The 21,841-nt window shown below is 59.1% G+C and carries 16 protein-coding genes; 13 read left to right on the top strand and 3 right to left on the bottom strand.

Going from position 1 to position 21,841, the window contains the following annotated elements; all coding sequences use genetic code 11:
- Nucleotides 1-180 precede the first annotated feature (180 nt).
- From CAK95_RS26795 to CAK95_RS26785, 3 genes are all read left to right on the top strand, one after another.
- The gene (locus CAK95_RS26795) at nucleotides 181-1,668 is read left to right on the top strand and encodes an LTA synthase family protein (protein ID WP_086090729.1); all 1,488 of its coding nucleotides are present in this window, start codon (nucleotides 181-183) and stop codon (nucleotides 1,666-1,668) included.
- Between the two features lie 132 nt (nucleotides 1,669-1,800).
- Nucleotides 1,801-3,420 (top strand): B12-binding domain-containing radical SAM protein, encoded by a 1,620-nt coding sequence (locus CAK95_RS26790; RefSeq protein WP_086090728.1) that lies wholly within the window; start codon nucleotides 1,801-1,803, stop codon nucleotides 3,418-3,420.
- 5 nt (nucleotides 3,421-3,425) lie between these two features.
- Nucleotides 3,426-4,235 (top strand): sterol desaturase family protein, encoded by an 810-nt coding sequence (locus tag CAK95_RS26785; RefSeq protein WP_147413553.1) that lies wholly within the window; start codon nucleotides 3,426-3,428, stop codon nucleotides 4,233-4,235.
- Nucleotides 4,236-4,251: 16 nt separating this feature from the next.
- On the opposite strand, the gene CAK95_RS26780 is transcribed toward CAK95_RS26785, so the two are convergent.
- Entirely contained in the window at nucleotides 4,252-5,445 is a 1,194-nt protein-coding gene (locus CAK95_RS26780) for a glycosyltransferase family 2 protein (protein WP_086090726.1), read from the bottom strand.
- Nucleotides 5,446-5,464: 19 nt separating this feature from the next.
- Nucleotides 5,465-6,904: a cytochrome P450 gene (locus CAK95_RS26775; protein ID WP_198343771.1), complete on the bottom strand. Its 1,440-nt coding sequence runs from the start codon at nucleotides 6,902-6,904 to the stop codon at nucleotides 5,465-5,467.
- Between CAK95_RS26775 and CAK95_RS26770 the strand changes: the two genes are divergently transcribed.
- The 8 genes from CAK95_RS26770 (at nucleotide 6,891) to CAK95_RS26735 (ending at nucleotide 17,865) form a co-directional block, all read left to right on the top strand.
- Nucleotides 6,891-7,865 (top strand): SDR family NAD(P)-dependent oxidoreductase, encoded by a 975-nt coding sequence (locus CAK95_RS26770; RefSeq protein ID WP_086091687.1) that lies wholly within the window; start codon nucleotides 6,891-6,893, stop codon nucleotides 7,863-7,865. The two genes, CAK95_RS26775 and CAK95_RS26770, sit on opposite strands and share 14 nt — an antisense overlap.
- 75 nt (nucleotides 7,866-7,940) lie before the next feature.
- Nucleotides 7,941-8,714, top strand: a complete 774-nt coding sequence (locus CAK95_RS26765; protein ID WP_147413551.1) for an SDR family NAD(P)-dependent oxidoreductase — start codon at nucleotides 7,941-7,943, stop codon at nucleotides 8,712-8,714.
- A gap of 83 nt (nucleotides 8,715-8,797) precedes the next feature.
- Nucleotides 8,798-10,585, top strand: coding sequence for a glycoside hydrolase family 15 protein (locus CAK95_RS26760; RefSeq protein WP_086090723.1), 1,788 nt, complete (start codon nucleotides 8,798-8,800; stop codon nucleotides 10,583-10,585).
- A gap of 200 nt (nucleotides 10,586-10,785) precedes the next feature.
- Nucleotides 10,786-13,341: a plasma-membrane proton-efflux P-type ATPase gene (locus CAK95_RS26755; RefSeq protein WP_086090722.1), complete on the top strand. Its 2,556-nt coding sequence runs from the start codon at nucleotides 10,786-10,788 to the stop codon at nucleotides 13,339-13,341.
- A gap of 20 nt (nucleotides 13,342-13,361) precedes the next feature.
- Entirely contained in the window at nucleotides 13,362-14,219 is an 858-nt protein-coding gene (locus CAK95_RS26750) for a polyphosphate kinase 2 family protein (RefSeq protein ID WP_086090721.1), read from the top strand.
- 3 nt (nucleotides 14,220-14,222) lie between these two features.
- Nucleotides 14,223-15,647 (top strand): MFS transporter, encoded by a 1,425-nt coding sequence (locus tag CAK95_RS26745; RefSeq protein ID WP_245303535.1) that lies wholly within the window; start codon nucleotides 14,223-14,225, stop codon nucleotides 15,645-15,647.
- 149 nt (nucleotides 15,648-15,796) lie between these two features.
- Entirely contained in the window at nucleotides 15,797-17,509 is a 1,713-nt protein-coding gene (locus CAK95_RS26740; RefSeq protein WP_245303534.1) for an FAD-binding protein, read from the top strand.
- Nucleotides 17,509-17,865, top strand: coding sequence for a 2Fe-2S iron-sulfur cluster-binding protein (locus CAK95_RS26735; protein WP_086090720.1), 357 nt, complete (start codon nucleotides 17,509-17,511; stop codon nucleotides 17,863-17,865). The genes CAK95_RS26740 and CAK95_RS26735 overlap by 1 nt, the downstream gene beginning before the upstream one ends.
- On the opposite strand, the gene CAK95_RS26730 is transcribed toward CAK95_RS26735, so the two are convergent.
- Nucleotides 17,862-19,142 carry a M20 family metallo-hydrolase gene (locus CAK95_RS26730; RefSeq protein ID WP_086090719.1) on the bottom strand — a complete coding sequence of 427 codons (1,281 nt, stop codon included), beginning with the start codon at nucleotides 19,140-19,142 and terminating at the stop codon, nucleotides 17,862-17,864. The two genes, CAK95_RS26735 and CAK95_RS26730, sit on opposite strands and share 4 nt — an antisense overlap.
- 47 nt (nucleotides 19,143-19,189) lie before the next feature.
- Here CAK95_RS26730 and CAK95_RS26725 point away from each other — a divergent pair, with 47 nt between their 5' ends.
- Together CAK95_RS26725 and CAK95_RS26720 are read left to right on the top strand one after the other, a co-directional pair.
- The gene (locus CAK95_RS26725; RefSeq protein ID WP_086091684.1) at nucleotides 19,190-19,927 is read left to right on the top strand and encodes an aspartate/glutamate racemase family protein; all 738 of its coding nucleotides are present in this window, start codon (nucleotides 19,190-19,192) and stop codon (nucleotides 19,925-19,927) included.
- A gap of 186 nt (nucleotides 19,928-20,113) precedes the next feature.
- Nucleotides 20,114-21,769, top strand: a complete 1,656-nt coding sequence (locus tag CAK95_RS26720; protein ID WP_086090718.1) for an ABC transporter substrate-binding protein — start codon at nucleotides 20,114-20,116, stop codon at nucleotides 21,767-21,769.
- Nucleotides 21,770-21,841: the final 72 nt, after the last annotated feature.

The following is a 21,841-nucleotide window of genomic DNA, read 5'->3' as shown; positions in this document are numbered from 1 at the left end:
CGTTTTCTTCGCGCGAACCGGTAACCACTTCGCTTGAAAACGCTCTAATGGCTTAGTCAAGGCTTGTCACTTTTCTTCGCTTCGATGAAGCGGTTATGTTAGCTTAAACGACCGGGCCGAGCACGAAAGTGCCGGTCGCCGGCGCGTTCTATTCTGCCGGGGGGCCGGGCTATTTTTCTCGTGTTGAGTTTCGCCGCCTATTTGTGCGGTGCTTTGCTGATCGACGTGCGTGCGCTCCCGCGTGGCCGCTTTGCTGATCGGCCGGTCTGGGCCATCGCGCTAGCCATCCTGACATTGTCGCTGGTTTTTGGGTTCTGGTTTTGCCTGAGCTGGCGCCCGATCTTTTCCAGTGTTTCAGCGCTGATCACGTTGCTGGTCGTTACGCTCATTTCCGATCACAAATACCGTAACACGCAGGAACCGTTGAGCTTCGTCGATTTCGCGTTGATCCCGCAGATATGGCGTCACCCACGGCTCTATCAGGCGGAATTCCTGCATCACCCGCTGTTCTATGTCGGCCTTGCAGGCTTGGGCGGGATTATCTTTGGATGGTGTCGTTACCTCGAGCCGACGATGCTGCCGGAATATGGCCGCTGGGAATGGGCGGCTGCAGGTGTTGGATTGTTTGTCCTCGTTGTCTATTGGCTCGTTGCCGGGCCGTTGCCGAAGTGGCTGATTGCGGGCGTTTACCGCCGCATGATTCCAGCCGATTCTGTGCGTTACGTGCGTGAGATCGGTCTGGCGGCTTCGCTGACCGCCGGTCTCGTCGGGTGGCGGCACGCGCCATCGGGATCACACATCTGGCCGACGCCGGTTCCGATCGCGAAACATGTCGGCGACGCGCCGATCGTCATTGCGGTGCAATCGGAATCTTTTTCCGATCTGTATCGGGCCGGGCTGCATGACGAAAGGCTCCCCGCATTCGAGAGCGCTCAGGCCCGTGCGTTGGCGTATGGCCGGCTCAAGGTGCCGGTTCAGGGCGCCTGGACGCTGCGGTCCGAATTCGTGTTTCTGACCGGCCGGGAAATCGATGTGATCGGGATCGATGCGCTGCATCCCTATCTGCGTCTCAACAATCCGCCACGCTCGATCGCTCACCAGATGCGCGATGCCGGATTTGCGACGGCCTTCGTGCATCCCTTCGATATGGCTTTCTTCAACCGGAAGACGGCGCTGCCCAAGCTCGGTTTCGACAAACTGCTGGACGAAACTCATTTTGCCGGGACAGTGCGCGAGGGCTATTACGTTCCCGACTTGGCACTGGCTGACCAGATCCTGTCCCTGGCAAAACAGGAGAAAAGGCCTTTCTTCTGCATGGCAGCGACCATGGAGAATCACAATCCCTGGGACAAGCGCCGCCTGCTTCAAATCAATACCCCGATCGAGCGCTACCTTTATCATCGGCGCAACGCCGATCGTATGATCGCCCGGCTGATTGAAGGCCTCGAACAGATCGGGCGGCCGGCGGTTTTCGCATTTTATGGCGACCATGTGCCGGCGATCCGGTCATTCGGCTTTCCCTATGCCGATCCGCGCACGGATTATTTCATCATGGGGCTGCGCGATGGTGTCTGGTTATCGGGTAGTCGTCGCGATCTCGGCCTGCATGAATTGGCCGATATCATTATCAAGAGCCTTGACCGGGTCGGTTGCGCGGACGGTAAATGACGTGCGATGCTGGATGTGGAGGTCGCGTGGGCGAAACAAAGTGCCTTTGCAACTGCGATGCGTTATTGTCGGACTGTGACGACATGATCGTTCGCCACAATCCGTGATCCAGGCCCCGGAAAACCCGTCGCAATGACAATCAACGTCCTGATGGTTTTCCCAAAGTTCAATCCGAACTCGTTCTGGAGCATGCCGGACGCCTGCGATGTCTGGGGCGCCAAATGCGTGGCGCCGCCACTCGGTCTGATCACCGTCGCTGCGCTCCTGCCGCCGGACTGGAGGGTGCGTCTCGTTGACTGCAACGCAAGAAACCTGACCGACGACGACATCGATTGGGCCGACATGGTGATGACCGGCGGCATGCTGCCGCAGCAGATCGACGCGCTGAAAGTAATCGATCGCTGCCAGGAGCGCGGCAAAACGGTGGTGGTCGGAGGGCCTGACGCAACATCCAGTCCGGAGATCTATGATCGCGCCGACATGCTTGTGCTCGGCGAAGCGGAGGGGGTGATCGACCGCTTCATCGAGGCCTGGATTGGCGGCGCACGCAGCGGCGTGTTCGAGGCCGAAAAGTTCAAAGTGGATGTGACGCGAACACCGATTCCGCGTTTCGATCTTCTCAATCCCAAGGATTACCTTTACCTCGGCATCCAGTTCTCGCGCGGCTGTCCTTTCAATTGCGAATTCTGCGATATCATCGAACTCTATGGGCGCGTGCCGCGGTCGAAGACCAATGCGCAGATGCTTGCCGAACTGGAGGCGCTGTATCAGCGTGGCTATCGCGGGCATGTCGATTTCGTCGACGACAATCTGGTCGGGAACAAGAAGGCATTGAAGATTTTTTTGCCGGCCCTGATCCAGTGGCAGCAGGAGCGGGGCTATCCATTTCGTTTCTCGACGGAAGCGTCGATCAATCTCGCTGACGATACGCAGTTGCTGCACCTGATGAGTCAGGCAAACTTCTTCGCGATCTTTGTCGGCATCGAAAGCTCCGATACTGAAACACTGGTTTCAACCCAAAAGAAACAGAATACGAGACGCAGCATCGCCGACAGCATTCATAGAATCTATGGTGCCGGAATGTTCGTCACCGCCGGATTCATTGTTGGGTTCGATACTGAAAAAGATAACGTCGCTACGCAGATGATCGCCTGTATCGAGGCCACCAGCATTCCCTGGTGCATGGTGGGGCTGCTGACAGCTCTGCCAAATACTCAGCTCACCCGCAGACTGGAGAAGGAAGGCCGCTTTTTCGGCGCCAACTGGTCGGGAGAGGGCGACCAATGCACCGGCGGTCTCAACTTCACGACCCTCAGGCCGCGCCGGGAAATCTGGGGCGATTACCGTGCCGTGCTTGAGACGGTCTATGAGCCGGCGGCATTCTTTGAGCGCGTGCGGCGGGTCGGCCGGGCGATGCGGCGGCCGGCCCTCAGCGGACCGCAAACCGCCGTGCCGCAACGCAAGTCGAAGCTGGCGGCTTTGCGCGGCCGGCTGAAGGATTATCGTGCACTGGGCCGGGTGATGTGGCGCATGACGGTGCGGCGGCCGGATTTGCGCCGGCATTTCTGGCGCACGTTCCTGGATTGTGCGAAGGCCAATCCGGCAGCACTCGATTTTGTCGTGATGCTGATGGTCGTCTATCTGCACCTTGGAACATTTGCACAATCAGTCATTGCCGAACTGGACCGGAAGATCGAGCGTGACCGCCTGGAGGCGGAGCCGGCAGCTAGCAAGACACTTCAAATCGCATAGTGGATATGGATTGGGTTTTTGCAGCTGCTTTGTCGATGACGCCGCCCGTTCTGCTTCGGGCCATGCAGCCGGGTGCGGGCATTTTCAATTTTCTGGCGCTCTATGCTGCGGTCATTGCGATGATCGTCGTCGCAATGATGGGCACCGGATTGTTCTTCGAAATCATGAACAGGCGGCATCCCGAGCGAAAGGTGCAGAAAGACAGGGTGAATGCGCGCAAATGGCGCGAGCTGGTCTATGCGCCCGGCTCGGTCGCGATGTTGTCGCTTTGTGCGGCCGGGGGAATATTCGCGCAATGGCAAGGATGGGCGCTGACACCATTGCCGCTGAGCTGGTGGTCAGTCCCGCTGACTCTCCTCGTGTCCGTTCTTTTGTACGACGCCTGGTTCTACTGGGTGCATCGTTTGCTCCATACGCGGGTCATGTTCCGGTTTCATGCGCTGCATCACACCAGTGTCTCGCCGACGGTCTGGACCAACCACCACGAAACGCTCGTGGAATCGTTTCTCAACCAGTTCTATTTTTTCCTGATCGTGTTCATTCTGCCGATCCCATGGCAGGTGCTGGTGGTCCAGAAAATCTACGACCAGATCAGTGGTATGCTGGGGCATGCGGGCTACGAACATTTCGCCTCTCCGCTCGGGCGCACGCCATGGCCGCTCGCCAGCACGGTGTTCCACGACCAGCATCATGGATATTTCCGCTTCAATTATGCCCACACCTTTTCCTTCTGGGACCGGATCATGGGCACGTTGCATCCGAAATATGATGCGACGGTCGAGATCTTCGAGACGCGACAGGAAAGAGCTCGATAGCGGTTCTTCACGCCAGCTATCGTCGGGCGGTGGGCGCCTGTTCTGCGATCGTCATGCTCCGGACACGCGGCCATGACCTGACACGATAAGTGCGGCCCGCCCAGGTGACTGATCGCTTGAACAGCGTCGACCAGATCACAGCGGCATGGAGGAAGACCCAGGCTGGCGTCGCAAACAGATCGAGCAGCACGATGTGCCCGGGTGGTCGCATATTCCACAGCTTGTGCGGCACACGCAGTCGCAAAAACCCGCGCAGCATATCAAGGCCATAGGTGAGGGTGATCGTTGCAATGGCCGCAGAGCTGCCGGCCCATGCGAGCGGCAGCGCAACGGTCCAACCAACGATCGGCACAGTATGCGAGAACGCCGACAGCGCCCAATGGCGCGGTGCTGACCAGCGCAGGAAAGTGTATTGGCGGCGCGCAAAGGCGATACCGTCGGACCAGCTATAGGACACCGGCGAGATCACCAGCGCGCCTTCGGGGGAGTGGATCAGGCCGCCTGACAAGCGAATGGCTGTCGTCAGCGGCCCATCGTCGGCCACAGCATCGTCCCAATATTCACCGATCTCGAGCGCGTCGAAATCCGCACGCCGGATGGCCGCCGATCCGCCCCAGACGATGTTCCAGTAACGCCAGCGCGGCAGGGTGGCGACCGAGGCGTTTCCAACACAGATGAAAGCCGTGGACCAGCGGCTATCGGCGGGCACCATCCAGCGATAACCCGACGCGATCGTGATCCCCGGATTGGCCAATGGTGCAATGAGCCGCACCAGCCAGTCGGATCTTGGCACGATATCGGCGTCGGCAAAGACGATGACTTGATCGTCGGGTTGCAGCGTCTTCAGTGCGGCGACGAGGTTGCGGACCTTCTGAGCACATCTGTCGGTCGGGCCTGCAATGACGATTTCGGTTGGCGGTCCAACGGTGAGAGACCGCAGCACCGGGTAGATGGGATCGCTTGCATTCTCGACCGCAAAGACGATTCGGACATTGCGATAGGTTTGTTCGCAGAGCCCCTGCCACAAGGCATCAAAATTGAGCGGTAGGCCGCGGATCGGCAGGAGGATGACCGCCTTCGGCTCGTGCTCGATATGCGGCGGTGGCCCGAGTTGCGACTGGAAGTGCGCGACGCAAAGACATGCCGCCAGCGCCACCCCAATCCATGCGAGGAACACAAGGAGATAAGGATGTTCGATCAGCGCCGTCATGGTTCATCATAGCGCGGCATCAACCGTGACCGAATGGGCAAGCCATCGCTGCAGGCTCGTCCGGCGGAGCGACCTTGGCAGCGTGCTGTCGCGGTTCGACGGACATTGGCATTCCACCGGCCGGGCGAAGTGTGAGACGGCAAACCGGTTCGACCTTATAACCCTGTTTGAGCCGCAGCCGCAGCGCTTGCGCGATGGTGGCGACGCACAGGATACCTTCCGCCGAACCGAAGCCCAGGCCGGAACAGACGCGTGGTCCGATCGAAAAGGGGATGTAGGCGAATTTCGAGGGCGTCGGCCCGTTGCCGGGAAGGAAACGCTCCGGGATGAAATGATCGGGCTTGTCCCAGAACTTCTTGTGCCGATGAATCAGCCACGGCACGACAAAGATCAGCGAGCCGCGCGGGATGCTCTCGCCCTTGTAGTTTTCATCGACGATTGCTTCGCGCGACAGGAATGGCACGGGCGGATAAAGCCGCATCGATTCATCCAGCACCGCGCGCGTGTAAGTAAGGCGCGGCAGATCGGAGAATGTCGGCATGCTGTCGCCGAGCACGCGGTCGAGTTCGTCATGCAGCCTGGCTTCGACATCGGGCGCTTGGGAGAGCAGGTACCAGGTCCAGGTCAGCGCATTGGCGTTGCCCTCGTGTCCGGCCATGAACAGCACTGCGACCTCGTTGCGCAGCGCCTCGCCCTGAATGCGCTCGCCGGTTTCCTCGTCATGGGCTTCCATGAGCCGGCCGACCAGCGAGGCGTCGTTCTTGTCCTTCTTGCGCGTTTGGTAGCTGTCAATGATGCCATCGAGCACATCATGGATGCCCTGAACCGCCCTGCGCAAAGCGCGGCTTCGCGGTCGCGGAAACGAGTCCGGCAGGCCCAGAAACGAGAACATGTCGAGTTGCGCGATCTGCCTTTGATATTCGCTGAAGCTGTCGACAACCTGCTGGGCATGCTCATGCCCAAGTTCGCGGCCGAACACCGACCGACAGATGATCTCAGCCGTGAGCTGCGCCATCTCGGTCAGCACGTCAAAGCTCTGGCCGGCGGGGCGTTTGAGCCAGCGATCGCGCGTTTCGCCTGCAACCTCGACCATGGTCGGGGCAAATTCGGCGAGATGCGAGACGTGGATGATCGGCGCGATCAGACGGCGCCGCCGCTTCCAGGTTTCGCCGTCAGTGATGAAATGGCCGTCGCCAATGATCGGCGCCAGCGCGAAGCGCTCTTGCGGGCTCTTTCGTTCGAAACTGGCATTCCGGGTGCTGAAGGCAAACTGGATCGATTCCGGGCTGTTGCAGAGGATGACCTTGCGCGCCAGCACCTGGGTGGAGACGAATTCATAGTCGTCGTAAGCGTCTTCCTCCCACATGCCAATCAGGCTCTGCCGCGCGAGCCAGACGCGTTTCAGGGCCGACGGTTTTTTGGGGAGCCTGTAAGGATAGGCCGGGATGAAGTCGGTCAAAGTTTCACTCACACAAACGGAGCACGTCCATTATAGGACAAGGTTCGTTCGGGATGCGTCCCCGCCGATGAGTTGCAGATTTAGATTTTTTCTTCGGGTTGCACCAAGGCATCACCGCACGTGTATCATCCGCCGAGCTGATGAGTACCCTGGTTTTCCCGCTCGTTATGGTATTTATGGTAGCATGATCCGCGCGATAGTCATCACCGGGGCCGCCAGCGGAATTGGACAGGCGTTGGCGCTCAGATACGCGCGAGATGGGGCGCGGCTTGGTTTGCTGGATGCCAATGCGGCAGGACTTGCAAACGTTTCCGAACGCTGCAGGGCGCTGGGTGCGGACGTTTATTCACACACAATCGATGTGAGAGAGCGGGCTGCGCTTGGAGCATGGCTGGCTGGATTCGATGATGCGCAGCCGATCGATATCCTGTTCGCCAATGCAGGTGTGATTAGTGGCGTCGCCGATGGACACTCGGCGGAGTCCGTGGACGCGAGCTTCGAACTCATGGACATCAACGTGCTGGGGATTCTCAACACGATCCACCCGCTATTGCCGCGGATGATTGCACGCCGGCGCGGAACCATCGCTATCACCTCCTCGGTGGCCGGCTTTGCGCCGCTGCCGCAGATGCCGAGCTACAGCGCCAGCAAGGCCGCAATCTTAAGTTATGGCATGAGTTTGCGGGCGGGTCTGCGCGCCCATGGGGTGAAGGTCAGTGTGATCTGTCCGGGCTACGTCAACACGCCAATGGCCATACGCGTGCAGGGGGCGAAGCCGTTCGTGCGCTCGGTGGAGTATGCCGCCGAGAAAATCCATCGTGGCATCGAACGCAACGTACCGGTCATCGCCTTTCCGTGGTATTTCGCACTGGTGATGCGCTTGGGCGGCCTGCTGCCCGACCGGGTGCGTCAGCATGCATTGTCGGTGGCCAGGTTTTCGGTTGCTCCGAAGCAGCCGTAATTCGTTGTTGTTCATATTTGCGATCTGGTCATTCCCGACTGATGCGTGGGTTATGTTCCGTATTTGAATGTCAGCATGACGCAGACGATTGTCATAACGGGTGCTTCGAGCGGTATTGGACGATCGCTGGCACTCCGCTATGCGGCCAAGGGCTTTCGCCTTGGGCTGCTTGCGCGTGATGTCGAACGGCTGAATGCGGTGGCAGATCAATGTCGTGGGCAAGGCGCCGACGTCCGCGTCGCCTCCATCGAGGTCACGGCGCGCGCGGAGATGGCGGCATGGCTGCAGGATTTCGACCGCGATCGGCCGATCGACATTTTGATTGCTGGCGCCGGGGTGTCGGCCGGCCTCGAACCCGATCAAAGCCTGGAGGATGGGGAAACCAGCTATCGCCTGATGGAAACAAATCTGCTGGGCGTGCTCAATACGGTTCATCCGCTCCTGCCGGCTATGCTGGAGCGACGGTCCGGTCACATTGTCATTGTGAGTTCGGTCGCCGGCTTTCTGCCGCTGCCGCCGATGCCAAGTTACAGCGCCAGCAAATCGGCGGTCCTGAGCTATGGCCTGGCGTTGCGCACCGGATTGCGGCAGCAGGGTGTGCGGGTCAGTGTCGTTTGTCCGGGCTATGTCGAAGGTCCGATGACCGATCAGATCAGGGGAGCAACGCCTTTCCTCATTTCGGCGACGGATGCCGCGAAAAAGATCGAACGTGGAATTTCCCGCAATCAGGCGATCATCGCATTTCCCTGGTTCTTTGCCCTGTTCTTGCGGGTGCTGGGCAGTTTGCCCGATATCCTGCGGAGCCGACTGCTTTCCGTCAATTCGTTCCGGGTATCCAGGCGTGTGTAATCCACGTTGAATGGTCGGGTGGATCGAACTCTTAGGCATTCTGGGCGTTTAGGCCACTTGCCGGGCAGCGGAGGATCTTCCATTTGAGCGCGCTCATTGAAGATTATGCGATGATTGGAGATTGCGAAACAGCCGCTCTCGTTTCGCGCGATGGCTCCATCGACTGGCTCTGCTTTCCGAGGTTCGATTCGCCCGCCTGCTTTGCGGCCCTGTTAGGGACGTCGGAGAATGGTCGCTGGTCCATTCGACCGACGGAAAAGACCGTACGCATTTCCCGCCGCTATCGGCCCGATACATTGATTTTGGAGACTATTTTCGAAACGGATTCCGGTTCGGCCATGTTGGTTGACTTCATGCCGCCGAGGGATGGAGCCAGCGACATTGTCCGGGTCGTCATCGGAACGAGCGGGCAGGTCGATTTCGAAACCGATTTCGTTGTCCGGTTTGATTATGGGCGGACCGTGCCTTGGGTCACAAGAGACGATGACGGAACCATCCGCGCGATCGCTGGTCCACATCAATTGTTGCTGAACTCGCCAGTACGGCTCATAGGACGGGATCTTCATACGCGCGGTTCTTTTTCTGTGAGAGAAGGTGATCGCGTCCCGTTCATTTTAACATATGGTGCGTCTCACAAGCCGCTGGATGCGGACGAATTGCTTGCGAGCACGGAAACATACTGGCGCGAGTTTACGGCGCAGTGTCCTTCCGTTGGCCCGTGGACCGAAACGGTCAAGCGTTCGCTGATCACGTTGAAGGCGATGACCTATTTACCGACCGGCGGTATCGTCGCCTCCGTAACCACATCGCTTCCAGAATTTCTCGGTGGCATTCGTAATTGGGATTATCGCTTCTGCTGGTTGCGTGATGCGACGATCACGCTCCAGGCTTTCATGAATCTGGGATATTTCGAGGAAGCTCGGACATGGCGCGACTGGCTGGTGCGAGCCATTGCCGGTGCTCCCGATCAAATGCAGATCATGTACGGGGTGACCGGCGAACGCCATCTCTGGGAATGGGAGGTGCCGTGGCTCGGTGGATACGAAAGCTCCCGTCCGGTCCGCGTCGGCAACGCTGCGGCTGAGCAGTTTCAGCTCGATGTCTATGGCGAGGTCGCTGATGCGCTTGTTCAGGCGCGAAAAGGTGGTTTACCGTCCCACCCTCGGGCTCTGGCATTACGAGACGTTGTCATGCCTTTTCTGGAAAAGGCCTGGCGCAAGCCCGATGAGGGAATTTGGGAAGTGCGCGGCGAACGCCAGCACTTTACCCACTCGAAGGTGATGGCGTGGGTCGCTTTCGATCGTGCCGCAAAGTGGGCCGGACTTACACCGGAGGACAGCAAGTTGGCTGACCGGTGGCGACAGGTCGCCGATGAGATCCATGCGGATGTTTGCCGCAACGCGTTCGATGCGGACTTGGGCAGTTTCGTACAGGCCTATGGATCAAGAGCATTGGACGCTAGCCTGCTCCAGATCCCGTTGGTTGGATTTCTTCCCGTCGACGATGTGCGTGTGATAGGCACGATCAAAGCGATCGAGCAATGGTTGCTTCATGACGGGTTTGTTCTAAGGTACCGCACTGAGCTGGTTAATGACGGGCTGCCTCCGGGCGAGGGCGTTTTTCTGGCGTGCAGCTTCTGGCTCGCGGATGTCTATGTGTTGCTCGGCCGCTATGCCGAAGCCCAGCAGCTTTTCGATCGTTTGCTTGAATTGCAAAACGATGTCGGCTTGTTGTCGGAAGAGTATGACCCGAGGGCGCGCCGGATGCTTGGAAACTTTCCGCAGGCGTTCAGCCACGTTGGTCTGATCAATACTGCGCTCAACCTTGCGCGGCGCGCAGGGCCTGCCGAGGATCGTGCGGAAAGTCAGTAATGATGCAATTTAGATTATATTGACAGCTGGCTACGAGCATTTCGCGCCATCGCGGTTATTTCGCTTCAACTATGCTCGCACATTTTCGCTCTCGAACCGGCTGACGAGCACATTGCACCCCTAGATATGATACGATTGTTGCGGGTTTTCGTGCCGGTGATGCGCAACGGCGGGACGAGGCAGCGTGGGGAGTCCGGAGCATGACAGTATTGGACCGGTCGGCGACGTCTTCGGCTCAAATCTCTTCGGCTCAAACGACGCTCAATGCGGAGCAGATCGATGCTGCGCTTGCGGCACTTCAAACAACGCCGAAAGGGCTGACAGGGACGGAGGCAACAGCGCGGCTCGCGAAATACGGTCGCAACGCGATCGAGGCAAAGACGGAAAGCCGCTGGCGCAAGCTGGCGGCTTATTTCTGGGGCCCGTTGCCATGGATGATCGAGGCCGCGGCCCTGATTTCGCTGGTGCGTCGCGATTGGCCCGACTTCTTCGTCGTTGGAGGATTGCTGCTCTACAACGCGGCCGTGGGATTCTGGCAGGATTATAAAGCATCGAATGCGCTCGACGCCTTGAAGAAAGGACTGGCGCCGAAGGCCCGTGTCCTTCGTGACGGTACATGGACGTCCATCGACGCGGCGACCCTCGTACCGGGCGATGTGGTGAACGTCTCGGCGGGTCAGATCGTGCCGGCGGACCTGCTGCTGATCGATGGCGAATATCTCACGGTTGATCAGTCCGCGCTCACCGGCGAATCCTTGCCAGTCTCGAAGAAGATTGGCGACGCGGCCTATTCCGGCGGTATCGCCAAGCAGGGCGACATGACCGGCGTGGTGACCAAGACCGGCAATGCGACCTTCTTCGGCCGGACGGCGAAGCTGGTGGCTTCGGCGGGTTCGGTGTCGCACTCGCAGAAGGCGGTGCTGCAGATCGGCGATTTCCTCATCCTCGTCGCCTTTGCGCTGGCGATCATCCTCGTCGGTATTGAAGTCTACCGATATATCGTGGTCGCTGATGAATGGAATTGGAGCACCGTCGGCTCGATCGCCCAGTTCGTGTTGATCCTCCTGGTCGCCTCCATCCCGGTGGCATTGCCGGCGGTGATGTCGGTGACGATGGCGATCGGCGCCTATGCGCTGTCGAAACAGAAAGCGATCCTGTCGCGTCTCTCCGCCATCGAGGAACTGGCCGGCGTCGATATCCTCTGCAGCGACAAGACCGGCACGTTGACGATGAACCAGCTCAGCCTCGATGCCACGCTTCCTTTCGGATCGTTCAAGCAGGACGATGTGCTGACGGCAGCAGCATTGGCGACGCAGACGAGCAGTCAGGACCCGATCGACCTCGCGGTGCTGCGTGCGCTCAAGGATCGTTCGGCGATCGAAGGGGCAAAGCAGACAAAATTCGTGCCGTTCGACCCGGTCAATAAACGCACTATGGCAACCGTGATCGATGCGCAAGGCAAGACACACGAATATGCCAAGGGGGCGCCGCAGGTCATCGCCGCGCTCGCCAATGCCGATGTGGCGACATTGACCCGTTACAACGGCACGGTGAGCGAACTCGCCTCCAAAGGTTATCGTGCGCTCGGTGTCGCACGTTCTGATGATGGCAAGACATGGCAGCTTGTCGGTCTTATCTCGCTACAGGATCCACCGCGCGCGGATGCCAAGGCGACCATTGCCGAGACGGAAAAGCTTGGCCTTAACGTCAAGATGGTCACTGGCGACGACGTCGCCATCGGCGATCAGATCGCCAAGCAACTCGGCATGGGCGATCATCTCGTGGTCGCCAGCGATGTGTTCAAAGATGGTGTAACGTCGATTTCACCGGATGTCGCGGCCGCGGTAGAACGGGCCGATGGTTTCGGCCGCGTGTTCCCGCAACACAAATACGAGATCGTCAAAAGCCTGCAGCAGCGCGGCCATATCGTTGCGATGACCGGCGATGGCGTCAACGATGCGCCGGCATTGCGGCAGGCCGATTGCGGCATTGCCGTCAGCGGCGCAACCGATGCCGCTCGCAGCGCCGCCGCCCTGATTCTGACCGCGCCGGGGCTATCCACGATCGTCAACGCAATCGTTGGCGCGCGGCAGATCTTCCAGCGCATCCAGAGTTATGTTCATTATCGCATTGCGATGACGCTCGACATCATGTTGCTGGTGGTGGCGTCGATCGTGTTCTTCGAATTTCAGCCGCTGACAGCGGTGATGATCGTCGTGCTGGCGTTGCTGGACGATATCCCGATCATGACCATCGCCTATGACAACGTGGCGCCGGCGCCGCGGCCACAACGCTGGAATATGCACAGCGTGCTGGTTTTTTCCTGCCTGATGGGTCTTCTGTCATTCGCTGAAAGTCTTGGTCTTCTGCTGATCGGGCTGGAATGGTTGAGCAATCAATCTCTGATGTCTGTCATTCCGCTGGATCACAATAGCCTGAAAACGATGATGTTCCTGCAGCTTGCCGTAGGCGGGCATCTGCTCTTGTTCGTCGTGCGCAGCCGCCATTCGGTATTTTTCCCACCCTATCCGAGTTCATCGCTCTTGCTTGCGATCGTCGCAACACAGGTCGTTGCGATCCTGATCTGCGGTTTCGGCATTCTGATGCCGAAACTGCCTTGGGCGGCGGTGCTGGGCGTGTGGATCTATTGTCTCGTCTGGATGGTCGTTATCGATCTGGTCAAGCTTCTCTATGTCCGGCGCGAGGCGGAGCAGGGCGGTCATCTTCAAGGGCTTGCAAAGCCGATTGCCAACTGACGGTGTGAGTGGAGGTTGCAGTGGATTTCAGGAAGAAATTGCTTGTTCGCCCCGGCAAGAAAATCAGGCTGTCGGATTTCGACCCTGATTTCCATGGCTCGATCTCGTCACCGGACGAGGCAACCGAGCGGCTGGAGCATTATAAAGACAAGCTGACCTCGATGCAGCGATTGTTCTACGGCGACCGAAGCCGCGCGCTGCTGATCGTGTTGCAAGGAATCGATGGGGCAGGAAAGGACGGCACCTGCTGGCATGTCATCAGTGCGATGGATCCGCAAGGCGTCAAGGTTCAGGGTTTCAAGCAGCCGACGCCCGAAGAACACGCGCATGACTTTCTCTGGCGCGTGCATCCGCATGCGCCTGCCAAGGGCGAGGTCGCTGTCTTCAACCGTTCCCATTACGAAGATGTGCTGGTCGAGCGGGTGCACAAACAGGTGCCAAAACACGTCTGGCAGGCGCGCTACGATTTTATCAATGATTGGGAAAAGTTGCTGCATGAGGACAATAACACAACCGTTCTGAAATTCTTCCTTTATATTTCCAAGAATGAGCAACTGGCGCGCTTCAAGGAGCGCCTCGACGATCCGCAGCGGCAATGGAAGATCAGCAATACCGACTATACAGAACGCAATTACTGGGACAGCTATATTGCTGCGTTCGAGAATGCGCTCTCGCGTTGTTCGACCAAATATGCGCCGTGGTATGTGATCCCGGCGAACCACAAATGGTTCCGCAACCTCGCCGTGTCGCAGATCATTGCTGACACGATGGAGGACATGAAGTTGAAGCTGCCGAAGCCGACGGTCGATCTTGCCAAAATCAGGCGGCTTTATCATAGCGCAAGTAAGGGCAAGGCGAAGAAAGCCAAGAAAGGCTAGCCGATGGCGATGCCCGTCGGCACGCAGGCCCAACCGGCGCAGATCCATCTTGATTTGCTCGACACCGCCCCGATGGGGTGGCGGCAATATTTCATGTGGCTGCTGGCGAGCGGCGGCACGCTGCTGGATGGATTCTCGATCTTCTCGCTCGGCGTTGCGATGCCGCTGTTGACAGAGCGCTTCAGCCTCAGTGCGCTGATGGTGGGATTGATCGGATCTGCGTTGGTGCTCGGTGCCGCCTTCGGTGCGGCCTTTGGAGGCCCTGCCGCCGATCGGTTCGGGCGAAAGCCAGCGCTCCTTGTCGATATGGCGATCCTCGCGATAGGGGCGCTATTGAGTGCCCTTGCGAATGAGCCATTCCTGATTTTGGCCGGTCAGTTTCTCGTCGGTATCGGCATCGGCATCGATTTCCCGGTCAGCGCCTCATATGTTTCCGAAACAATGCCCAAGCGCGAGCGCAGCCGCATGATGGTGGCGACCATCGCGCTGCAATCTGTCGGCATGCTGGTCGGCGCCATGGTGGCGCTGGCGACGCTGCGGCTGAGTGTCAGCGTGACGGACTGGCGCTGGATCGTCGGCGCCACGGGTGCCGGCGCAATCCTATTTTTGTTGTTTCGTCTGTGGCTGCCGGAAAGTCCGCGCTGGCTGCTGGAACATGGAAAAGATCACATAACGGCACCCCCTGAGGCGGCACTCGGCGCTCTTCCAGTCGCGCCGTCTGATCATGCCGGGCCAGTTCGATCGTCGCCCAGCGGATATTCCGTTCTGTTTTCCCGCGCATACCACAAGAGAACTTTGCTCGCCTCGGCGCCATGGTTCCTGATGGATATCGCGACGTATGGCGTCGGTCTGTTCACGCCGGTCATTCTCGCCGCCATCCACCTGCCGTCGAACACAAGCGGACCGCTGGCGGCGAACTTTGCCGCCGCCGAGGGTAGCGCGGCGATCGATCTGTTTCTGCTGATTGGATTTCTGATCGGCCTCTGGGCCGTGCCTCGCTTTGGCCGCATCCATATGCAGATCGCGGGTTTTTCCGGCATGGCAATGGGGATGCTGCTGCTGCTGTTTGCCGTGCTGGCCGGCGGCGGGGAGGGCGCGCATATAGCGCTCGTCTTTGCCGGGTTCATCTTGTTCAATCTCGCGATGAATGCCGGGCCGAATGCGACAACCTTCACGCTGGCGCCGGAATTGTTTCCGACCGGCATCCGTGCTTCGGCGAGCGGCTTTGCCGCCGCCACTGCGAAAGTCGGAGCGACACTTGGCATTTTCATGTTGCCGCAGGTGAAGGAATTTGCCGGCGTGGCCGGCGTTCTCGCCTTGATGGCCGTCGTCAGCGCGATCGGCGCAACGATCACCGCGATACTGGCTGCCGATATTCGCGACATTCCGGAAGGACGCGAGCTTGAGGCGATCTCCGAGGCTGCGTAATGTTACGAATAACGTCGATATCAACGGCGAACCAGGGAGCTAGCGAGTCAGGACATCCGTTGTCTATCGGTAGGCGCGATATCTGGCTCAAGTTGTAACCTAAACGCTTCGCTCCACGAGCGTGGTAGGGAGATTTGAGGAGATGGCGCGTGGCATTGTCGCGTGAACGTTTGCATCTTGAAACCGATGTTTTGATCGTTGGAGCCGGCGCCGCAGGAATGGCGGCAGCTCTGTCGGCTGCTGAAATGGGTGCCGAGGTTATTCTGGCCGACCGCAGCCTGATCGGCCGCAGTGGCGCGACCATTATGGCGCAGATGACGGTCGCGGTAGCATTGGGCTCCGAAACGCCCGATCATTGGGAGCACCATCTTGCGGATACGCTGACTGCGGGACGCGGTCTGTGCGATGCGAATCTCGCCGCACTGGTTTGCGAACAGGGGCCCGCGGCTATTCAGCAGCTTGACGAGTGGCGGGTCGGCTGGGCCCGCAAGGCCGACGGCGGCATACGCCAGACACAGGCGCCGGGACATGATCGGCCGCGCTGCGTTTATGTCGATTTTCTGGCAACGGGACCGGCGGTTGCGAAGACGTTACGCGGCCGTGTTCTTCGGCAGAAGCTCGTGACTCGGATTGGCGATCTTTATCTGACGGATCTGGCGCTCGTCGATGGGGCTGTAGCGGGTGCGATCGGCTTTTCGGTCGCCGACGGCCAACCGGTTTCCATTGCAGCCAAGACGGTGATTCTGGCGACCGGTGGATTGACGCGTCTCTATCGGCGTAACAGTGCCTCCGCGAATATGGGCGGAGATGGCCATGCTTTGGCTTTACGCGCCGGTGCCGAGCTCATGGACATGGAATTCGTGCAGTTTTTTCCCATCGGCCATCTCGCGCCACGTCTGGTCGGCATGGATCCGATCATGTGGGATCCATTCCGTTACAAGTTGGGCGGACGCCTGCTGAATTCCGAAATGCGTGAGTTCATGAACGACTATGGGAACGAGGAGGGCGGCCGATATGTCGTGACGCGCGACAAGGCAACGCATGCGATTCTCAAAGAAGTCGAGGCTGGGCGCGGCTCGCCGGCGGGTGGCGCGTTTCTCAGCTTCCAGCATATTCCGGGCGACAAGCTTCGCGAAGCATTCGGGCCCGTGATCGATCGCCTCGCTGCCAACGGCATCGACCTGTCAAAAATGCCAGTCGAGGTGGCGCCGATTGCGCATTACCATATGGGTGGCGTGAAGACCGACACGACCATGGAAACACGGGTGCCCAATCTCTATGCCGCTGGAGAGCTTGTCGCCGGGGCCAATGGCGCAAATCGGCTCTCCGGTAATGCGATCACGGAGGCGCTGGTTTTTGGGCGAATAGCCGGCGAAGCGGCCGCTATGAGGGCCAACACGATCGCGCATCACAGTTGGAAAAACGCTTTGGCCACTGAACAACTGGAGATAGCATCTGCATCAACTCCACGGCCCGATCTGAATTTGGCGGGTGTTATTGCAGAGTTGCAGGCCGTCATGGCCGACTTTGTCGGTCCCTTTCGTACACGCGAGGGTCTGGAGCATGCGCTTGCGAGTTTGGCTGACATGAAGAGCGCCATCGGTACGATAGCGCCGGAAACAAAAGGTCCCTATAACCTGGAACGTATCGATTGGTTCGACCTGCGCTCGATGTTGCTCGTGGCAGAAACGATCACGCGCGCGGCGCTCTTGCGCACCGAGAGCCGCGGTGCTCATCAAAGAAATGATTTCCCGGGCCTCGACGATAATTGGGCTTTGCATCAGACAGTCGCGTTGCATCAGAATGAATTGGTGTTTGGGCGCGCACCGGTCGTTGGAAGCCGAGTTTCGGAGGTCGCTTGATGGCTGCCACGGCCAATCTGCTTGTTCATCGCGGCGAGCCTGGGAGGGAGAAGTCCGTCAGCCGCTATGAAATTCCCTATAGTCCCGGACAATCCGTTCTCGACGGGCTGCGTTATGTGCGCGCGCACATCGATCCCACCTTGAGCATCCGATATTCTTGCATCAACGCCAATAGCTGTAAGGAATGCATGATCGTCATTGACGGAAAGGTTGATTACGCCTGCACGGTCCGGCTGGAGCCGCGTGATATGGTGCTGGAGCCTCTTCCCAATAAGGCCCATTTACGCGATCTGGTGACTGAAATAGCGCCGCCGGACGAGCGCCTGGCCACCGCAGTCAAAAACAGAAACAGTTAAAGTTCGCCAGCCAGGCGCCGATCAAATTCAACCACACTTTGCAGTAGGACCTGCGCACCCTTGCTGCATTGTTCCTTGGTCGAGAATTCGGTTTCATTGTGGCTGATGCCATTCCTGCACGGGACGAAAATCATGCCGGACGGGGCAACGCGCATGATGAATGCCGCGTCGTGGCCTGCGCCTGATATCATGTCTCGCGCCGACGCGCCGCAAGCAGCCGCCGCCTTGCGGACCGAGGCGATGCAATTGGGATCGAAGGCGACGGGTGGATTTTCCCAGATTCGCGTCAGCGAGCCTGACAGATCGTAATCGCTCATCGCAGTTCTAAATTCCGAATTGATGCTGTTCTCAATCGCATCCAGAACAGCAACTTGGGGATGCCGGACGTCGATCGTGAAGAACACTTCGGCCGGAACCACATTGCGCGAATTCGGCATGACCTCGACAAGGCCGACAGTCGCCACAGCGTGCGGCGGATGGCGCAGGGCGATCGCGTTGACGGTTTCAATCATGCGTGCTGCGCCGAGCAGGGCGTTCTTGCGCATGGTCATCGGCGTAGCGCCGGTATGCGCCTCCTGACCGATCATCGTCGCTTCGTACCAGCGAATGCCCTGGATACCGGTTACGATGCCAATATCGTCGTTTTCCTTTTCGAGGATCGGTCCTTGTTCGATATGAAGCTCGAAATAGGCCGAGAGCGGGTGATCACCGCACCGGTGCGGTCCGCGATAGCCGATCGCATCCAGCGCCTGGCCGAATGAAATGCCGTCGCGGTCTTTCTGCGAAGCGGCCCATTCCCGTTCGAAGACGCCGGCAAAGACACCTGAGGCCAGCATCGCCGGTGCAAACCGCGAGCCTTCTTCATTGGTGAAGTTGATCACTTCAACCGGTGCGAAGGTCCGATATCCGGATTCCTGCAACGTCCGCAGCGCTTCGAGGGCCGCCAGTACACCGAGCACGCCGTCGAATTTACCGCCGGTTGGCTGCGTATCGAGATGGCTGCCCATCGCGATTGGCGGGATGTCGTTTCTGAGACCATCACGCCGGGCGAACATATTGCCCATGTCGTCGACGGTCACGGTGCAGCCAATGGCTTGCGCGCGCGCCGTGAACCAATCGCGAACCTTTCGGTCGTCATCCGACAGCGTAAGGCGGCAGACGCCGCCTTTTGCCGTCGCGCCGAAAGCCGCCGTCTCCATGAGATCGTCCCAAAGACGATCCGGGCTGATCGCGAGATTGGCGCCGCGATTGAGTGAACGGCCGTTTTGATCTTTCATGTTGCAGAGGGCCCGTGTGGCCGCAGTCAGGTCTGGAGTGCACAGTGATACGGCTTCATATCGTCAACCCGAACACGACTGCGAGCATGACGCAAGGCATTGCTGCCGCGGCCCGCATGGTAGCACCGCCCGATGCCGTGATGACGGTGACACAGCCGGATTTCGGCCCACCGTCCATTGAGGGCTTTGTGGACGGAGCCTATGCGGTGCCCGGCATGCTCGCTCGCATTATTGAAGCGGAGACGGCCGGTGCGGATGCCCATGTCATTGCTTGCTTCGATGATACCGGCCTGGATGCGGCGCGGGCGATATCGAATGCACCGGTTGTCGGCATTGCCGAGGCGGCATTCCATCTCGCGAGCATGCTCGGCACGAGATTTACCGTCGTGACCACGTTGGCCCGCTCCATTCCGATTATCGAGGATAACCTTTTGCGGTACGGCCTTGACCGCCGTTGCGCTCGCGTGCGTGCCTCGGAACTGCCGGTGCTTTTGCTGGAGTCCGATCCAGCAGGAGCGCAGGAAAAACTCGGCCATGAAATCGAACGGGCTTTAAAGGAGGACGGAGCGGACTGCATTGTGCTGGGCTGCGCCGGAATGGCCGCGCTTGCGGAGAAATTTTGGCTGCGGTTTCAGGTGCCGGTCATCGACGGCGTCGCCGCGGGGGTTGGACTTGCGACGACATTGGCGCGGCTTGGGATGAAAACGTCGAAAGCCGGCGGTTATGCCGCACCTCTGCCAAAACCCTATGTCGGCGCGTTCGCTCCATTTTCGCCGATACCGTGACGCGCTGACCCCATTGTCTCTTGGCGCGAAACCAACCTAGAATTGCTCAATTGCTAAGCAGGCCCTGCTCAAGGCAACCTCTGTTGCATCCACATGTCTGGATTTGCTGCCCGAAAAGGACAACTGAAACTGGCACATAACTTGATTTTCTAAGTCGAAGTCGGTCGCGTTCCGAGGGGAGATCAGATGCGAACTCGTTCTTTTTCTATCGTGAAAATCGGTTCGGTATTGTCGCTCGCAGGTATTCTCGCGTTTCCCAGCGGAGCATTGGCGGAATCGGTGGTGCGGATTGGGATGACCGCTGCCGATATTCCAAGAACCCTTGGGCAACCCGATCAGGGATTCGAGGGCAACCGTTTCAGCGGTAACACGATGTATGAAGGTCTCACCCTGTGGGACCTGTCGTCTGCCGATAAGGCCAGCGTCATCATTCCCGGTCTGGCCACCGAATGGGCGGTATCGCCGGAAGACAAGACGAAATGGATTTTCAAGCTGCGGCCCGGCGTCAAATTCCATGACGGTTCGGATTTCAATGCCGACGCGGTCGTCTGGAATGTCGAGAAGGTGCTCAAGCAGGATGCGCCGCAATTCGACGCAAGCCAGGTCGGCGTTACGGCATCGCGCATGCCGAACCTGCGCAGTGCCCGCAAGATCGATGATCTGACGGTCGAACTGACGACGGCTGCGCCCGATGCCTTGCTGCCGATCAATCTGACCAATCTGTACATGGCGTCGCCGGCGCATTGGAAGAAGCTTTATGATGCGGCCAGCGCCACAGATCCGAAGGAAAAGGCCAAGCAGGCGTGGGACGCCTTCTCGCGCAACGCATCAGGCACCGGCCCTTGGAAGATGGACAAGTTCGTGCCGCGCGAGCGGCTCGAGGTTGTGAAGAATGACGCCTATTGGAATCCGGCGCGCCGTCCTAAAGTCGATCGGCTTGTGATGCTGCCGATGCCCGAGCCGAATGCCCGCACAGCTGCTTTGCTGTCGGGGCAGGTCGACTGGATCGAAAATCCGGCGCCCGACGCCTTACCGCAAATCAAACAACGCGGTTTCGTCATCTATCAGAACGAACAGCCGCATGTCTGGCCTTGGCAGTTCAGCCGCATCGAAGGTTCGCCCTGGAACGACATCCGCGTTCGCAAGGCTGCCAATCTTTGCGTCGATCGCAATGCGATGAAGGATGGATTGTTGAGCGGGCTGATGGTGCCGGCAACCGGAACTTTCGAAGCCGGACATCCTTGGCGCGGCAATCCGAAATTCGAGATCAAGTACGATCCGAATGAAGCCCGCAAGCTGATGGCCGCAGCCGGGTTCTCCAAGGACAAGCGGTTGAAGGTCAAGACGCAGACCTCGGCGTCCGGCTCCGGCCAGATGCTGCCGCTGCCGATGAACGAATTCGTTCAGCAGTCGCTTGCGGAGTGTTTCTTCGATGTCGAGCTCGACGTGATCGAATGGAACACGCTGTTCACCAATTGGCGCAAGGGCGCAAAGGATGAATCCGCCCGCGGCTCGCACGCCACCAACGTGACCTATGCGGCGATGGATCCCTTCTTCGCCATGATCCGCTTCCTCGACAGCAAGATGGCGCCGCCGGTATCGAACAACTGGGGGTTCATCAACGAGCCTGAATACGACAAGCTCGCGGCCGCTGTGCGGGTCGCCTTCGATCCGGCCGAGCGCGATAAGGCGCTGGCCGCTTTGCACGAGCGGTCCGTCGATGAAGCGGCGTTCCTGTTTGTGGCCCACGACGTCGGCCCGCGCGCGATGACGCCGAAAATCAAGGGCTTCGTGCAGCCCAAGAGCTGGTTCGTCGATTTCTCGACCATGACGATGAACTAGCGCGGTGAGTAGCGGAAGCGAGCATCCGTTTTGATGCTGATCGTATGCCGCTCGACTAACTGACGTCAGCAG

It is taken from the genome of Pseudorhodoplanes sinuspersici (assembly GCF_002119765.1).
GTDB lineage: Bacteria > Pseudomonadota > Alphaproteobacteria > Rhizobiales > Xanthobacteraceae > Pseudorhodoplanes > Pseudorhodoplanes sinuspersici.
Note: the sequence above shows the minus strand (reverse complement) of the source record. Positions and strands in the feature narration are given on the sequence as shown.

Bases quoted from the DNA above. Each gene is read 5' to 3' on its own strand.
- CAK95_RS26735 (WP_086090720.1), top strand. From the start codon at position 17,509: ATGGCTGCCACGGCCAATCTGCTTGTTCATCGCGGCGAGCCTGGGAGG.
- CAK95_RS26770 (WP_086091687.1), top strand. From the start codon at position 6,891: ATGAAGTCGGTCAAAGTTTCACTCACACAAACGGAGCACGTCCATTAT.
- CAK95_RS26730 (WP_086090719.1), bottom strand. From the start codon at position 19,142: ATGAAAGATCAAAACGGCCGTTCACTCAATCGCGGCGCCAATCTCGCG.
- CAK95_RS26765 (WP_147413551.1), top strand. From the start codon at position 7,941: ATGACGCAGACGATTGTCATAACGGGTGCTTCGAGCGGTATTGGACGA.
- CAK95_RS26720 (WP_086090718.1), top strand. From the start codon at position 20,114: ATGCGAACTCGTTCTTTTTCTATCGTGAAAATCGGTTCGGTATTGTCG.
- CAK95_RS26785 (WP_147413553.1), top strand. From the start codon at position 3,426: ATGGATTGGGTTTTTGCAGCTGCTTTGTCGATGACGCCGCCCGTTCTG.
- CAK95_RS26790 (WP_086090728.1), top strand. From the start codon at position 1,801: ATGACAATCAACGTCCTGATGGTTTTCCCAAAGTTCAATCCGAACTCG.
- CAK95_RS26745 (WP_245303535.1), top strand. From the start codon at position 14,223: ATGGCGATGCCCGTCGGCACGCAGGCCCAACCGGCGCAGATCCATCTT.
- CAK95_RS26755 (WP_086090722.1), top strand. From the start codon at position 10,786: ATGACAGTATTGGACCGGTCGGCGACGTCTTCGGCTCAAATCTCTTCG.
- CAK95_RS26780 (WP_086090726.1), bottom strand. From the start codon at position 5,445: ATGACGGCGCTGATCGAACATCCTTATCTCCTTGTGTTCCTCGCATGG.